The sequence below is a fragment of the Archangium lipolyticum genome, from assembly GCF_024623785.1.
In the GTDB taxonomy this organism is placed as follows: domain Bacteria; phylum Myxococcota; class Myxococcia; order Myxococcales; family Myxococcaceae; genus Archangium; species Archangium lipolyticum.
On sequence record NZ_JANKBZ010000003.1, the window covers coordinates 343256 to 359061 of the forward strand.

The window sequence follows — 15806 nt, forward strand, 5'->3', positions numbered from 1 at the left end:
CCAGGTCGAAGACTCGAGTCTCGGGACAAGACTCGAGCACCCGAGGCGGCGAGCCCCGCAACAGCGGTGGCCCACACCTCAGAGTGGTTCCATGAAAGTTGGAGAAGACCCTTCGCGGATGTGACCGATCTCCCAGGGGGCGGCGGACAGGAGCCGATCCAGCGCGTGCTCCTCGACGTGCTCGTGCTGGAGTGCGTCGAGCAGCGCCCTCGCGACGTGGAGCTCGGGCGACTCGAGGCCGGGAGGCAGAGGGTCGAGGACCTCCCTCAGCAACCGCTCCGCGTTCCAGAGCCGGCCCTGCTCCCGCTGTAGCTGGAACAGCCGCAAGGAGGCCCGAAGCTCGATGCACCGGGCGCCGGATCGCCGGGCGCACTGGAGGGACTCCTGGAATTCGTTCAGCGCCCTGGCGGTCTCGCCCCCGAGCAGCAGGAGCTCGCCCCGCAGCCGGTACAGCTCGGCCGCCTCGAGGTGCTGTCCCGTCCGCGCGCCCCAGGCCAACCCTTCCGCCACCGTCGTCAGGCCCTCGGAGATCAAGCCCAGCCTCGCGCGCGCATCCGCGAGCAGGCTCAGCAGGTAGGGCCAACCCGTCTCCGCTTGCATCTGCCGCAGATGATCAAGTCCCTCGAGCATCAGGGTGTAACCCTCGTCCCGCCGCGGGCCCAGCAGCACGAGCGCCCATCCCCGCAGGACGGGCATCCACGACTCCACGCGCAGCGACGGGTTCTGCTCGTAGACGAGGCTCTCCCGCTCCGTCACCGCGAGCACCCGCCACGCGTCGAACCGTGTCTGGTACAGCGCATTGGTCACGGTGCTGACCAGGACGAAGGTGTAGGGGTGGCCCAGCTGCTCGGCGCGGCGCAGCGCGCGATCACTGAGCCGCTGCCCCTCCCGCTGCTCGCAACGCAGGGTCAGGGCCAGGGCCGAATAGGCCAGGGCCATGGCCAACGGATCGGGCTCGAGCATGCCGAGCGTCCGTCGTGGTGCCCGCTCCACGCCCGAAGCCCCCAGGGCCACGGCCTCGTGGAGCAGGGGCTCCGCCACGAGGATCTCTCCCTGGATCAGGCGGATCGATCCCTCCATCAACCGGCCGATCACCACCAGTTGGGGCTCGTGGACGCGCTGGCCCAGGGAGACGATCTGCCCGGCCAGCTCGCAGGCCAGCGGGAAGTTCAACCGCATCAGGTTGCGGTTGAAGAGCCCCATGCTGGCCGCGACGAGGATGGGCTCGTTCCTCACGTCATGGAAGAGCTGCGCGATGCGCTCGTAGAGCTGCTCCACCTCGGGAGCCGAGTAGTTCCGGGCGGCGATCAGGGCCTGGCCGAGGAGCACCAGCAGCCGGAGCTCCTCCTCGACCCGGCGGGCCACTCCCGGCAGGCGTTTGAACAACCGCAGGGCCTGCTCCAGGTGGCTGATGGACTCCTCGAACGCCGAACGATTCAGGGCCAGCTCCCCGGCCAGGGCCCAGTACCGGATGGCGGGGAGCAGCTCCCCGGCCCGGGTGTAGTGGTGGGCGATCAGCTCGGGCGGAGCGCTGGGGGCTCCCGTCAGCGGGTGCTCCAGGAGCGTGGCGACCTGGTGGTGGTACTGCCGCCTGCGAGGCTTCACCAGGGACTCGTAGGCGGCCTCCTGGATGAGCGCATGCCTGAACTCGTAGCGGCGCTCCGGCTCCTCCCCGGTGCGCAGGAGCAATCCCGCCTCGACCAGCTCCTCGAGATCCCTCCTCAGGGTGGGGCCACCGCGCTCCGAGAGGGCCGCCAGCTGCTCCTCCGTGAAGCCGCGGCCAATCACGGCCCCCTTCCACGCCAGCTCCTTCTGCTCGGGAGGGAGCGGATCCAACCGGGCCAGGAGCAGCTCCTGCAAGGTGATGGGAAGCGCGCCCGCCGGAGTGCCGGAGGTGCCGCGCGTGAGCACCATGCGCGTCATCTCCTCGACGAAGAGCGGGATGCCCTCCGTCTTGCGCACCAGGAGCTCGATCGTCTCCGCCGGCAGAGGGAGCCGGCCCCCCGTGAGCCGCCGCACCATCTCGGCGGTCTCGTCCGCCCCGAGCCGGTCGAGCACGAGCAGGTGGAAGCCGGGATGCGAACGCCAGGAGAACCGCAGCTCGGGGCGGGCGCTCAGCAGCAGGAACAACCCGGTGCCATCGATGAGCTCTCCCAGGCGCGAGAGGAGCCGCAACGTGGAAGGATCCGCCCAGTGCAGATCCTCGAGGACGAGGAGCAGTGGACCCTGTCCGCGCGTCCCGGGGAGCCGCGCCGGCAGCCGCAGCAGCAAGGTGGTCAGCGTCTCCAGGGTCTGGACCCGTTGCTGCTCGGGAGACAGCAACAGCGGGGGCAGCTCCTCGTGAGGAGGCAGGCCCAGGAGCTGTCCGAGCAGCAGCAGGCTCTCCGGCAGGGGCATGTCGAGGGAGCGCAGCACCTCCTCCAGGTGGTCCCTCCGCCGCTCGGGAGACGCCTCTGGCTCCAGCGCGGCCAGGTGCGTCACCCACTCGAGCACCGGATGGAAGGCGCTGCGGCTGAGCTGCGGCCAGCACTGGCTGGACACGAGGTGGCCTCCCTCGCGGCCCACGTGCTCGCTCAGCTCCTGGATGAGCCGGGACTTGCCGATTCCCGCCTCGCCGCTGAGCAGCACCACCGTGCCCTGTCCCCGCCGGGCCTCCTCCCACCAGCCGAAGAGCTGGCGGAGCTCCGTGCTCCGGCCCACCAGCGGCGTGAGGCCCCGGGCCAGCGCCCGTTCGAAGCGGGTGGTCTCCGGCCTCTCGGCCCTCAACCGGTGGACCCCCACCCGCATCGGCCCCAGCGACGACTGGAAGAACCGCTGGCCCAGGGGCTCCGTCACGAAGTTTCCCCGCGCGCCCTGCCAGGTATTCTCACTGAGATCCACCGTGTGGGGTTCCGCCTGCCTCGCCAGCCATCTCGCCAGGTGGGGCGCCTCGCTCCGGATGGAGGGCGGATGTCCTCTCGGCGTGGAGGGATCGGACGCGTCCAGCACCACCAGATCCGTATGCACGCCCACCTGGACCGCGAGCCCGGCCTGGAAGGCCCCCGGCAACTCCTCCACCATCCGCGTGAGGGCGAGCGCGGCACGCACCGCGCACACGACGTCATCCTCCCGGACCAGGGGATAGCCGAAGCAGCCCAGCACCTCGTCGCCCATGCGGAGCGCGACCCAGCCCCCGTGCCGCTCGAGGATGCGCGAGCAGACCTGGTGGAACGCCGCCTGCACGTCGCTCAGGTCCTCCGGATCCAGGGACGCCAGGTGCCCCACGAGCCGGACGCACACCAGCGTCAGCTGCCGGCGGTGGGGCGTGAAGCGCGGAGGCGGCGCCTCGTCCGAGGGGGCCAAGCTCCACTCCAACACCCGCAGCCGCTCATGCATCTCCAGCGCGCTCTGGAAGCGCCGGGAGGGAGCCTTGGCCAGCGCCCGTGCCAGGAACCGGTCCACCGTCTCGGGCAGATCCGGGCGGCGGATGCGCACCGACGGCACGGGCTCGGCCGAGAGCACGCCCTTGCGGAGCGTCCGGAGGTTCCCCGGGGAATAGGGCAGCTCCCCGGTGAGCATCTGGTACAGCAACAGCCCGGCCGCCCAGGTGTCGGTGCGCATGTCCTGCGGCTGCCCCCGCCATTGCTCCGGAGCCATGAAGGCGGGCGTGCCCGATTTCAACAGGTCGAACCCGAGCGAGGAGGCCAACCCACCCAGGCCGAAGTCGAGGAGCTTCACCCGCCCATCCGGCAGGAGGAAGACATTGCTCGGCTTGAGATCCCGATGGAGGACCTGACGCGAGTGGGCATGCGCCAGCCCGGCCGTGACGTCGCTCAGGATGTGCAGGGCCCGCCGAGGCTCCAGCGCGCCGCGCCGCAGCAGTGTGTCGAGCGACTGTCCCTCCAGGTACTCCATGATGAGGAAGGGAGTGCCCTTCCACTCGGAGACATCGAAGATGCGGACGATGTTCTCGTGATCCAGCTGGGCGACGAGCCGGGCCTCCTCCTGGATCAGCCGGTCCAGCGACTCCTGGGTGAGCTCCCGGCCCGAGGAGATGAACTTGAGCGCCACGATGCGCTGCAGCAGCTCGTCACGGGCACGGAAGACCAGCCCCATGCCCCCCTTGCCGAGCTTCCCGAGGATCTCGAACCGCCTGCCATCCCGTCCTCCGAGGCGCTCTCCTGACCGGGGAGCCGGCAGGGACAGGGAGAAGCGGCTCACCTCGCGCAGGAAGGGGTCCTCGAAGTCGGACTCCAACGGGCTCCCCTGGCTGTCCTTGTCGTGCCGGGTCATGGCCACCCTCAGGGAAATACGATGAGGACCCCCGGCCCGGATGACACACTCCGAGCGAGGCCCCTCACCGCCCTTCCCACGGGAGGGACTCCGAGCGCCCGCTCCCCTGCCCGCGCACCTGGGCTCAGGCCACGTTCGCCAGCGCCGAGCACCGGCGCCGTGAACCCAGCTCGGACAGCGTGCGCAGCGTGCCCGGCATCTCCTGGCCGGGCGCCCTGCCCCGCCGCAGCGAGACGAGCGTCGTCCCGCGCCGTCCCGCCCGCTCCATGCACGACTCCAGCGAGTGCTTCACCAGCGGGTGCGGGCTGACCTCCAGGAAGACGTCGTGCCCCGCACCGAGCAGCACATCCACCGCCTCGCGGAACAGCACCGGCTCGGCCAGGTTGCGCACCCAGTAGTCCGCATCGAAGCGCTCTCCCGGGAGCCCACCGCCCGTCACCGTCGAGATCACCGGCAGCAGCCCCGGGCCGGGGCGCAGCTCCCCGAGCAGCCCGCGCAGCTCACCCCGGAGCGGATCCACCTTCGGCCAGTGCGCCGCCACCTCCGAGTCGACACGCCGGGCGGGCACGCCCTCGCGCCGCAGCACCACCAGCACCTGTTCCAAAACCTCCGGCTCCGCGGCCAGCACCGTCCACTCGGGGCTCGCGTGGATGGCCCGCCACACCCGGCCCTCGAACCCGGGCAGCGCCTCGCCGGCCCGCGCCCACGGCACGCCCACCACCGCCATGGCCCCCTGCCCCCGCAGGCGCCCGATGGTGCGGCCCTGGTGGCAGATGACGCGCATCGCATCCTCCAACGAGAGCACCCCCGCCACGTGCGCCGCCGCCACCTCGCCGATGCTGTGCCCCACCACCGCCGCCGGCTCCACGCCCCACGAGCGCCACAGCGCCGCCAGCGCGATCTCCACCGCCACGATGGCCGGGCAGCTCACCTCGATGTCGCCCAGGCGCGCTCCCTCCGCCGTCAGCGCCTCCCGCAGGGACCAGCCCATGTGCCGCCGCACCTCGGCCTCGCAGGCCTCCAGCACCGGGGCGCACACGGGAGACTCCCACAGCGCCCGCCCCATGCCCGTCCACTGCGAGCCCTGGCCGGAGAAGACGAAGACCGGCCGGCACGGGCCCTCGTCCCGGTCCGTCTGATCCTCGTGACGCATCAGGGACTCCTCGACGGTCCGCCGCATGCCCCACTCCCGCGCTGGGACTCGTCCTGCCCCGCACCCGAGCGGTCTCGGACAGTCCCGTCAAATCTCTACAACACTGTTGGACATACTAACCGTTTTTTCCTGAGAGTGAAGCGGAACCCCGGGCAACGGATTAAGTCCCTCTTTGGAGACCCCCGACTGGCGACGGGAGGGGTGAACGTCCTAGCATGTGCGCCATCTCATGCCCCCGGTTCGTCATCATCTGCTCGGTCCCCTCGTCCCGGGTGAAGGCTCCCGCCCGTTCCTCGCGCTGGCCCTCGAGGAGGGTAGACCTCCCCTTCCCGTCGTCCTCGTCTGGGCCCCACCGGAGGTCACGCGGGATCCGGTACTGCTGACCAAGCTCGAGCGGGAGACGCAGCGCGCCACGATCTTCGATCACCCCAACATCCTCCGGGTGCACGGGCTGGTGACGCTGGAGAGCCGGATCGCCCGGGTGACGGAGTACGCGGACGGAGAGCCCCTTCGCAAGGTGTTGGAGGTGGCCCATCGCCTGCCGGCCCCCTTCGCCGCGCTCGTGGTCGCCGACGTGGCGATGGGGGTGCATTACGCCCACGTCGCGGGGAGCGATGACGGCACCCCGCTGATCCACGGAGACTTGCGCCCGGAGACGGTGATGGTCTCCTTCAGCGGCGTGTGCAAGGTGTCTGGCTATGGGGCGCTGAGCGTGGCGCCGCAGGAGCGCAACATCCTGCGCAAGCGTAACCAGCGCCTCTACAGCGCCCCCGAGCAGCTCATGGGAGGCCGGGCGGCCTCCTCGGTGCTGACGGATGTGTTCCTGCTCGGCTTGCTGCTGTACGAGTGCCTCTCGGGGCGCAGGCCGTTCCAGGACTCGCTGGAGCCGGACAAGGCCATCCTCAACCGCCCGCTGCCGCCCCTGCCGGTGGAAGTGCCGGCCGTGCTCAATGACGTGGTGCGCCGCGCCACGGCGAAGCGCGCCGATCAGCGCTACCCGAGCGCCCATGCCTTCCGCGAGGCCCTGGTGGCCGCCAGCGGCGCGCTGCCCACCCCCGCCGCGTTCGCGGAGATGCTCGCGAAACTGCTGCCTCCCGACGGCGAGGCCCGGCTCGCCCGGAAGAAGCTGCTCGAGAAGGGACTGGCGGGGGGACCCATCACCCAGCCCGTGCCCGTTCCTGTGGCCGAGCGCATCACCCAGCCCGTGCCTGTCCCGGTGAGCGAGCGCATCACCCAGCCCGTTCCCGTTCCGGTGGGCGAGCGCATCACCCAGCCCGTTCCCGTTCCGGTGGGCGAGCGCATCACCCAGCCCGTTCCCGTTCCCGTTCCGGTGCTCGAGCGTGTCACCCAGCCGATGCGCGCCGTCCCCGCCGAGCGCGTCACCCAGCCCACGCCGGCCGTCGCGGACACGTCCCTCGTCGAGACCGAACGTGCCGTCCCGATCGCCGCCGCCCAGCCTCCGCCGGCCGTCGCGGACACGTCCCTCGTCGAGACCGAGCGCGCCATCCCGATCGCGGCCGGAGCGCCGCCGTCTCCAGGAGCGCCCGGGGCCGAGGCGGCCACCACCTCCTCGCGCGTGACGCAGCCCGCCGAAGCGGTGCCGCCCGCCGCGGCGACCCGGGCCGAGCGGACCGCCGCGCCCGTGCGCCCGCCGCGCGCGATGGGGCGCATCGCCATCGCCATCGGGGCCCTGCTGCTGCTGAGCGGAATTGGCGCCATCTGGAGCACCCGGCACAAGCCGGAGGTGCTCGAGGACGCGAACATCCCGGACCTCAAACCCTCCGTGATGCTCACCGCGGAGCCCGAGGCCCCGAGGGATGCCGGGGTGCGCGTGCCGAGCAAGGCCCCGGCGCCCGCGCCCGCGACCCCCTCGGTGACCGAGCTCTTCGTGAACCCCGACGTGGAGGTGTCCATCAACGGCCGGGCGATCGGCCGCACGCCGCTGACGGTTCCCCTCCCCCTCGGCCGTCACACGCTGACGTTCACCGATCCGTCGAAGAACCTGCGGACGGCCCGGATGATCGACATCACCCACGACGGCACGTCGACGTTCCACATCCGCCTGGGCATGGGCTCGGTCCTGGTCCAGGCGCCCGCGGGGGCCCGCATCACCCTCGATGGGAGGGACGTGGGGACGGCGCCGCTCGCCGAGATGACGCTGTTCGAGGGTGTGTACGATCTGCGCGTCACCTTGAACGGGGACGTCTGGGAGAAGTCCTTCCAGCTGATGGGGGACCAGCGCCTGGTCTTCTTCCCCGAGTTCGACCCGGCGCAGTGAGTCAGGGATTGAGCGCCTGACAGACGAGACTGTGCGGCCTGGTTGGATACAGTCCGCTCAATGTCTCGGAAAACGAACCCCCAGGTCGTCATCGTTGGTGCTGGTCCCGCTGGAATGCTGCTCGCCTACCAGCTGGTGACGAATGGCGTCCCCGTACGGGTGCTCGAGCGGCATCCCGACTTCGAGCGTGAGTTCCGCGGCGAGCTGCTCCAACCCTCGGCGCTCGCTCCACTGGAGCAGCTCGGTATCCTGCCGCTGCTCGTGGAGAAGAAGCTGGCGCTCCCGAACGTCGAGCGGCGGCTGTTCGTCGGGCGGACCCGGCGGGTGATGGTCCCGGGCGGCAAGGAGCGGGGCTCGCTGGTCTCCCAGGCGGGGCTCCTCCAACTCCTGCACGAGCTGTGCGGCCGTCATCCCCATTACCAGTTGGACTTCGGCACCACGGCCCTCCAGACGATTCGCGAGAATGGCCGGGTGGTGGCGCTGAAGACGCGGCGGGAAGGCGCCGAGGGCCGCGTCGAGGGAGATCTCTTCGTGGACTGTAGCGGCCGGAACAGCGGGCTGCGCAGGGACGTGGGGCTCCAGGTCCAGACGACGCAGGTTCCCGCGGACGTGGTGTGGCTGCGCTTCGATCTCTCGGACGCGCCCGAGGCGCTGCCGGAGAGCGTCGACGTGCACATGTTCGGCAAGGGCGTGGTGGTCGTCTTCGTCCCGACGACGCGGTCTCGGCTGCAGGTGGCCTACAGCGCGCCCGGGGATCTCGGCGGCCTGCGAAAGGATGTCCCCGAGCTGCGCCGTCGGCTGCTGCCGACGGTGCCCGAGAAGCTGCGGCCCCACATCGAGGCGAAGCTCGACGAGCGCACCGAGTCCCAATTCCTTCGGGTGGTGGTCGATCGCGTCGAGCGCTGGCATGCACCCGGAATCCTGTTCCTGGGCGATGCCGCGCACACGATGTCTCCCTCGGGAGGACTGGGATTGAACCTGGCGATCCGCGACAGCCTCGTGGCCGCCAATCACCTGCTCGATGCGATCCGCGCGGAGCAGCCGCTCGATGAGCGGGTCTTCCAGAAGATCGAGGACGAGCGCCGGCCCGAGACGGACATGATCCAGGGCATGCAGACGCGGGTGCACCGGATGGTGATGGCGCCGATGTTCGTCGAGCACATCATGTTCACCCTGCTCGGCCTGGTGCTGCGGCTCATGAAGAAGGCGGATCAGAGCAGCCGGGGCGTCACCCCGGTGGAGATGCGCTACGGCGTCCCGGTGTCCCGGCTCCCGTGACACATCCTACTCCGGCCGGTTGGCCCGGAGGGATGACCTACCCGGTAAGGCGGCTTCCAATCCTCCGCCCTTCTGTGTTACCTGTCGGAGTGGAACGCTGGTAACCAATGAGAGCGCCCTCCTCCTCTCACGGGCGCTACCGCGCACAGGAGAACACATGCCCATGACGGAAAACAAAGAGAGGACTCGGCTGGCCATGCACCTGGGAGAGACGCTCCGCGAGGCACGCAAGAGGGCGGAGATGACCCAGGTCGATGTCGCGGAGCGCGTCGAGCTGGCGACCGAGGTCCTCGGCCGGATCGAGCGAGGGAACATGCTCCCGAGCGTGCCGACCCTGCGCAAGCTGTGCCGCACGCTGCACGTGGACGCCAACGCCATGTTGGGGCTCGACGCCGAGACGACCTTCTCGTGGCCGGAGGAGCCCGCTCGAGAAGAGGAGGACACCCCGGAGCTGCGCCGGGTGATGCGGACGCTTCGCCGGATGGACGCCGCTCAGCTCTCGGTGGTGGGCAGCATGGCCAGCGCCTTGTTGAAATACACGGGACAACGGCCAGAGGACTCCTCCGAGTGAGAGGAGCGCGCGGTCTGGCTCAGTCCTCGGACTCGGCGGCGATCAAGGTCAGGACCCTGCTGAGCACCTTCAACCGCTTCACCGGCCAGGCCCGAAGTTGATGAAGGACGCGCCGCAGCTCGGGGGGGAGCTTCTCCTCGGGAGGAGCTTCGTCCACCTTCGCGGCGACTCGCGAAGGGTCCAACCCCAGCAGTGCATCGGAGGAGATGCCGAGAACGCGGCAGATCCGATGGAGGGTCGGCACACTAGGCATCATGTCCCCGCGCTCGATGCGTCCGTAGACGCCTGGAACGAGGCCCACCTTGTTGGCGACCTGGGTCTGCGTAAGACCCAGCCGCTCGCGGGCTTCACGAGCCACCTCGCCCAGTGCTGGCTGAATGTCCGTGTCCATGGAGAGGGCGTCTACCATAAAGCTGGTCGCAGTCGACCCGCTCTGATAAGTCGTGCTGCGCTATGTGGATTGTCCTACTTCGCCGGTCTACCTGGCTTCTTTTCCTCGTGTCGTCCGTGGCCATGGCCACGGACCGTGAGCCCAACGAAAGGAACATCTACCTCTCGCGCCCTTCATGGCTCCTATGCGTTCACTGATTCCCGCTTCCATCCTGCTGTTTTGCGTGTCCTCCAGTTGCACGACCACTGGAGGCGTCTCCCTTCGCCCGGACGGCACCCCCGGACCGGAAACGTGCCCGGAAAAGGCGCTCGAAACCATGCGGCGTCTTGGATTGACCGTCGGGGACGCTTCGGATGTCGAGCTTGACGTGAACCAGACCGACACCAGCCCCGTCACCCTGTACGACGGTCCCGTGGAGAGCATGTTGAACAGCCCCCTCGGGATTCTTCCGGCGGTAACCCGTCTCTATGGACGCGTCTGGACAGGTGGCCCACAGGTCGTCATCCGTTATTACGAGGCGCACGTACCGGACGAAGAACCCATTCCCATTTGCGCCGTGGCTCGGCTCGCACGCGGTCAACTCAAGAAGAAACCCGAGTCCAAGCCGGGGACAGCCATCCTCGAATTCTCCAGCGCGGGGCTCTACATCGTGAACTCGTTCCGGTGAACCACCGCACGCGCTGAAGCGACCTGGCAACGAAGGTCAGGTGCGTGCGGCGCCTACTCTTGCGCCCCCTTCCGCCGAGCAAGCTCAGAACACCCGAACGCCCGTTGAGTACGTTATAAAGCCGTCCCTGTTGTCTTCCTCGATGGAGACGCCATGACGGACCCGAAGCAAACCCCCCCGGACGAGCTGGCAACCCAGGAGGCTCTCGCGGACGAGGCCCCGGGAGCCACCCGCCGTGAATTCCTCGTCACCGCCACCGCGGCCACGGTCGGCAGTGCCATCCTGTTGGAGGCCTGCGGCCACGTGGCTCCCGCCACGGAGGGCTCCGCGCCCGCCGCCACCCCGCCCGCCGCCGGCGCCCCCGCCACTCCGGCCTCCGAGGTGGAGGTGGCCCTGAAGATCAACGGCCAGCAGCGCACGCTGAAGGTGGATCCGCGCACCAGCCTGCTGGACGCGCTGCGCGAGCGCATGCAGCTCACCGGCACCAAGAAGGGCTGTGATCACGGCCAGTGCGGTGCCTGCACGGTGCTGGTGGATGGCCGGCGAGAGCTGAGCTGTCTGTCGCTCGCCGTCATGCAGCAGGGCGCGGAGGTCGTCACGGTGGAGGGCCTGGCCAAGGGCGACACGCTGCACCCTCTGCAACAGGCCTTCCTCGAGAACGATGCCTTCCAGTGTGGTTACTGCACCCCCGGCCAGCTCATGAGCGCGGTCGGCCTCATGTCCGAGCCCTGTGGTCCCTCGGACACGGACGTGCGCGAGTGCATGAGCGGCAACCTCTGCCGCTGCAGCGCCTACCCCAACATCGTCGCCGCCATCCAGCAGGTGCGGCAGATCTCCAAGCCCAAGCTGTAGCCCCAGGTCCCGAGCATGAATCCCTTCAACTACGTGCAGTCGCTGGAGGTGGACTCCAGCGTCGACAGCGTCAGCCGTGCGCCCGAGGCCACCTTCCTGGCCGGCGGAACGGGCCTGTTGGACTTGATGAAGCTGGGGGTGGAGAACCCCGCCTCGCTGGTGGACGTGCGCAAGCTGCCCCTGGCGAAGATCGAGGAGCTCCCCGATGGCGGCATCCGCCTCGGCGCCCTCGCGCGCAACAGTGACGTGGCCCACCACCCGCTCATCCGCGAGCGCTATCCGTTGCTCTCCCAGGCCCTGCTCGCGGGTGCCTCGGGGCAGATCCGCAACATGGCCACCGTGGGCGGCAACATCCTGCAGCGCACGCGCTGCTCCTACTTCCGCGACACGGCCACCCCCTGCAACAAGCGCGAGCCCGGCTCGGGCTGCTCCGCGCTCGGGGGCATCAACCGCGGGCACGCGGTGCTGGGCACCAGTGACGCGTGCATCGCCACCCACCCCTCGGACATGTGCGTGCCCCTGGCGGCCCTGGGCGCCACCGTGCGCGTCAAGGGACCCAAGGGCGAGCGCACCCTCCCCTTCACCGAGCTGCACCTGCTGCCGGGCAACACGCCCCACCGCGAGACGGCCCTGGAGCACGGCGAGCTGGTGCTCTCGGTGGATCTCCCGGCGCTGACGGCCGCTCGCCGCTCGCTGTACATGAAGGTGCGTGATCGCGCCTCCTACGCCTTCGCCCTGGCCTCGGTGGCCGCGGTGCTGGACGTGGAGGGGGGACGCATCCGCGAGGCCCGGCTGGCGCTGGGCGGCGTGGGCACCAAGCCGTGGCGCGCCCTGGGCGCCGAGCAGAAGCTGAAAGGCCAGGCCCCCTCGCCCGAGGTGTTCCAGGCGGCGGCGGAGGCGGCGCTCGAGGGCGCCCGTCCCCGCGAGCACAATGGTTTCAAGGTGGAGCTGGCGCGGCGGCTGGTCGTGCGCGCCCTGACGACGCTGGGAGGTCGCTCATGAGTGACAAGGTCATCGGCCAGCCCCTGGATCGGGTGGACGGCCGGCTGAAGGTGATGGGCCAGGCGCAGTACGCCGCGGAGTTCAACCCGCCCAACATGGTCTACGCCGTCATCGTGCAGAGCACGGTGCCGCGCGGCAGCGTGCTGCGCATGCAGACGGCGGAGGCGGAGAAGGCCCCGGGCGTGCTCTCGGTGCTCACCCCGCGCAACGCGCCCAAGCTGCCGGGCCTGGACAAGTTCTCCGCCGTGCCCATCCTCCCCCGGCTCACGGTGATGCAGGACAGCGAGGTGCTCTACAACGGCCAGCCCATCGCCCTGGTGGTGGCCGACACGCTCGAGCGCGCCACGCACGCCGCCTCGCTGGTGCGCACCTCCTACGTGGACAAGCCCGCGAAGCTGGACATGGAGGCGGAGCTGGGGAACGCGCAGCCGGCCCCGGCCCAGTTCGGCCCGCCGCCGGGCCACACCCGAGGGGACGTGGAGGCCGCGCTGAAGGCGGCCGCCGTGCGCGTGGAGGCCTCCTACAGCACCCCCACCGAGCACCACAACCCCATGGAGCCCCACGCCTCCATCGCGGTGTGGGACGACCCCGAGCACCTCACCCTGTACGACTCCAACCAGGGTGTCTTCTTCACGCGTCAGTTCATCTCCGGCCTCATCGGACTGCCGCAGGAGAACGTGCGCATCATCTCGCGCTACGTGGGTGGAGGCTTCGGGTGCAAGGCGCTGCCCTGGTCCCACCTCATCCTGAGCATCATGGCCGCCAAGGCCGTGAGCCGGCCGGTGAAGCTGGTGCTCAGCCGCCGGCAGATGTTCACCCTCGTGGGCTACCGGCCCAAGACGCTCCAGAAGTTGGAGCTGGCCGCGGACGCCAAGGGCAAGCTCACCGCCATCCGCCACACGGGCTACTCGGAGACGTCCGAGAACGACGGCTTCAACGAGCCCTTCTCCAACACCAGCGGCATGCTGTACGCGTGCCCCAACGTCACCTCGTCCCAGAAGATCGTCCGGCTGAGCGCGAGCACCCCCACCTTCATGCGAGGCCCGGGTGAGGCGCCGGGCACCTATGCGCTCGAGAGCGCCATGGACGAGCTGGCGTACGCGCTGAAGATGGATCCGCTGGAGCTGCGGCGCATCAACCACGCGGACAAGAATCCCGAGGACGGCCGCCCCTGGTCCAGCAAGTCGCTGCTGGAGTGCTACCGCTGGGGTGCCGAGCGCTTCGGCTGGAAGAAGCGCCCGCTGCAGCCGCGCTCGATGCGCGACGGGGACGTGCTCGTCGGCTGGGGCATGGGCACAGCCACCTTCCCCGCCTACCGCAGCCCGGCCTCCGTGCTGGCGCGGGTGATGGCGGATGGCAACGCGGTGGTGCAGTGCGGCGCCGCGGACCTGGGCACCGGCGCCTACACCGTCTTCACCCAGGTGGCCGCCGAGGAGCTGGGGCTGCCGCCGGAGAAGGTGCGCATGGAGATGGGTGACACGGTGCTGCCGCCCGGCCCGCTGGCGGGTGGCTCCTCCACCACCGCCTCCGTGTCCCCCGCCGTCCGCGACGCCGCCACCCAGGCGCGCCGCAAGCTGGTGCAGCTGGCCGTGGCGGACAAGGCCTCGCCGCTGCACGGGCTGGCCGAGAAGGACGTGGAGGTCGCGGGCGGACGCCTCTTCTCGCGCAAGGACAAGGGCCGGGGCGAGACGTTCGCCCAGCTGCTCGCGCGCCAGGGCCTGCCCCACGTGGAGGCCAAGGCCGACGCGGCGCCCCTTCCGGAGGAGCGCAAGTACTCCTCGTTTGCCTTCGGCGCCCACTTCGTCGAGGTGCGCGTGGACGAGGCGCTGGGCATCGTGCGCGTCAGCCGCATCGTGTCCGCGATGGGAGCGGGCCGCATCCTCAACCCCAAGACGGCGCGCAGCCAGATCATCGGCGGCGTCATCTTCGGCCTGGGCATGGCGCTCACCGAGGAGACGCTGCGCGATCCGAAGATGGGACGGGTGATGACGGCGGATCTGGCCGACTACCACGTGCCCGTGCAAGCGGACGTGCCCGACATCGACGTGCACTTCGTCGACGAGAAGGATCCGTACATCAACCCCATGGGTGTGAAGGGCATTGGAGAGATTGGCGCCACGGGCGTCGCCGGCGCGGTGGCCAACGCCGTCTTCCATGCCACTGGCAAGCGCGTGCGGGATCTGCCCATCACCCTGGACAAGCTGCTGTGAAGGAATCGCGAGCCCTGATGGAGTCGTGGGAGGCCCTGCGCACGCAGGGCACTCCCTGTGTGCTGGCCACGGTGGTCGGAGTCACTGGCTCGGCGTACCGGCGCCCCGGGGCTCGCATGTTGATGACGGAGGAGCACTGGCACGCGGGCAGTGTCAGCGGCGGCTGCCTGGAGCGGGAGCTGCTGCGCAAGGCCTTCTGGCTCACCTCCGAGGGACGGCCGGCGCGCCTCGTCTTCGACTCGCTGTCCGAGGACGAGGCGGTGTTCCTGCGCACCGGGTGTGGAGGCCGGGTGGAGCTGCTGCTGGAGCGGCTGCGGCCGGACGACGCCCTCAACCCGGTGGAGTTCGTCTCCGGCTGCGTGCGGCGGCGCCAGGCGGGACTGATGGCCACGGTGCTGCACACCGAGGGCACCTCCCCAGTGGAGCTCGCGGCGCGGATGCTGTTGGACGCGGAGGGCCAGGTCCGGGCCACGCCGGGGCTGAGGGAGGTCGTGCCGGGACTGGAGGCGGACGCGAGGGCCGTGCTGGCCGAGGGCGGCTCGCGCGTGCGCACCTACGAAGTGGACGGAGGGAAGCTGGAGATCTTCCTCGAGGTGGTGCAGCCCCCGCAGCCGCTGGTGGTGTTCGGGAGCGGGCATGACGTGGTGCCGCTGGTGGAGGCGGCGCGAGCGGTGGGCTGGCACGTGACGGTGGTGTCGCGCCGGCCGCAGGAGCTGAGCGCGCGGCTGTCGGGCCGGGCGGACGCGGTGGTGGGCAGCCCTCCCGAGACGGCGCTCTCGGCGCTGGAGCTGGGCCCGCGCACGGCGGCCGTCATCATGAGCCACGGCTACGAGACGGATAGGACGCTGCTGGAGGCGCTGCTGCACTCGCCGGTGCGCTACATCGGCGTGCTGGGTCCGCGCAGCCGCACCGAGCGCATGCTGGGGGAACTGGCTCGCGAAGGACGGGCGGGCACCGAAGCCCAGCGAGCGCGGGTGTACGGGCCGGCCGGGCTGGACGTGGGCGCCGAGGGCCCGGAGGAGATCGCCGTCTCCATCATCGCCGAGGTGCGCGCCATCATGGCGGGACGGAGTGGCGGCTTCCTCAAGGATCGCAAGGGCCCCATCCACGGCGGGCCCTCGGGAAGCTGAGA

11 protein-coding genes are annotated in these 15806 nt (G+C 70.2%); 8 read left to right on the forward strand and 3 right to left on the reverse strand.

Translation table 11 applies throughout. From position 1 onward, the window contains the following. Positions 1 to 78: 78 nt before the first annotated feature. Both NR810_RS08515 and NR810_RS08520 read right to left on the reverse strand, forming a co-directional pair. The gene (locus NR810_RS08515) at positions 79 to 4272 is read right to left on the reverse strand and encodes a protein kinase domain-containing protein (RefSeq protein WP_257450000.1); all 4194 of its coding nucleotides are present in this window, start codon (positions 4270 to 4272) and stop codon (positions 79 to 81) included. A 124-nt stretch (positions 4273 to 4396) separates the two neighbouring features. Further along, positions 4397 to 5452: an acyltransferase domain-containing protein gene (locus tag NR810_RS08520; protein ID WP_257450002.1), complete on the reverse strand. Its 1056-nt coding sequence runs from the start codon at positions 5450 to 5452 to the stop codon at positions 4397 to 4399. 202 nt (positions 5453 to 5654) lie between these two features. Here NR810_RS08520 and NR810_RS08525 point away from each other — a divergent pair, with 202 nt between their 5' ends. The 3 genes from NR810_RS08525 to NR810_RS08535 all read left to right on the forward strand — a co-directional run bounded on the left by NR810_RS08525 (position 5655) and on the right by NR810_RS08535 (position 9552). After that, complete coding sequence (locus NR810_RS08525) at positions 5655 to 7703, forward strand: protein kinase domain-containing protein (protein WP_257450005.1); 2049 nt, start codon at positions 5655 to 5657, stop codon at positions 7701 to 7703. 60 nt (positions 7704 to 7763) lie between these two features. Then, the gene (locus NR810_RS08530; RefSeq protein WP_257450007.1) at positions 7764 to 8981 is read left to right on the forward strand and encodes an FAD-dependent monooxygenase; all 1218 of its coding nucleotides are present in this window, start codon (positions 7764 to 7766) and stop codon (positions 8979 to 8981) included. A 163-nt stretch (positions 8982 to 9144) separates the two neighbouring features. Next, positions 9145 to 9552, forward strand: coding sequence for a helix-turn-helix transcriptional regulator (locus tag NR810_RS08535; RefSeq protein ID WP_257450010.1), 408 nt, complete (start codon positions 9145 to 9147; stop codon positions 9550 to 9552). Positions 9553 to 9571: 19 nt separating this feature from the next. Here NR810_RS08535 and NR810_RS08540 read toward each other — a convergent pair whose 3' ends face one another. Next, positions 9572 to 9943 carry a helix-turn-helix domain-containing protein gene (locus NR810_RS08540; protein WP_257450012.1) on the reverse strand — a complete coding sequence of 124 codons (372 nt, stop codon included), beginning with the start codon at positions 9941 to 9943 and terminating at the stop codon, positions 9572 to 9574. A 175-nt stretch (positions 9944 to 10118) separates the two neighbouring features. Here NR810_RS08540 and NR810_RS08545 point away from each other — a divergent pair, with 175 nt between their 5' ends. From NR810_RS08545 to NR810_RS52040, 5 genes are all read left to right on the forward strand, one after another. Continuing rightward, on the forward strand, positions 10119 to 10610 hold the full coding sequence (locus tag NR810_RS08545) for a serine/threonine protein kinase (RefSeq protein ID WP_257450015.1): 492 nt from the start codon (positions 10119 to 10121) through the stop codon (positions 10608 to 10610). A 153-nt stretch (positions 10611 to 10763) separates the two neighbouring features. Further along, a complete protein-coding gene (locus NR810_RS08550; RefSeq protein ID WP_257450017.1) occupies positions 10764 to 11462 on the forward strand; it encodes a (2Fe-2S)-binding protein in 699 nt (232 codons plus the stop codon). A 15-nt stretch (positions 11463 to 11477) separates the two neighbouring features. Continuing rightward, positions 11478 to 12464, forward strand: a complete 987-nt coding sequence (locus NR810_RS08555; RefSeq protein WP_257450019.1) for an FAD binding domain-containing protein — start codon at positions 11478 to 11480, stop codon at positions 12462 to 12464. Continuing rightward, positions 12461 to 14674, forward strand: coding sequence for a xanthine dehydrogenase family protein molybdopterin-binding subunit (locus tag NR810_RS08560; protein ID WP_257450021.1), 2214 nt, complete (start codon positions 12461 to 12463; stop codon positions 14672 to 14674). The genes NR810_RS08555 and NR810_RS08560 overlap by 4 nt, the downstream gene beginning before the upstream one ends. Next, a complete protein-coding gene (locus NR810_RS52040) occupies positions 14671 to 15804 on the forward strand; it encodes an XdhC family protein (RefSeq protein ID WP_326522491.1) in 1134 nt (377 codons plus the stop codon). Before NR810_RS08560 ends, NR810_RS52040 begins: the two co-directional genes overlap by 4 nt. Positions 15805 to 15806 lie beyond the last annotated feature (2 nt).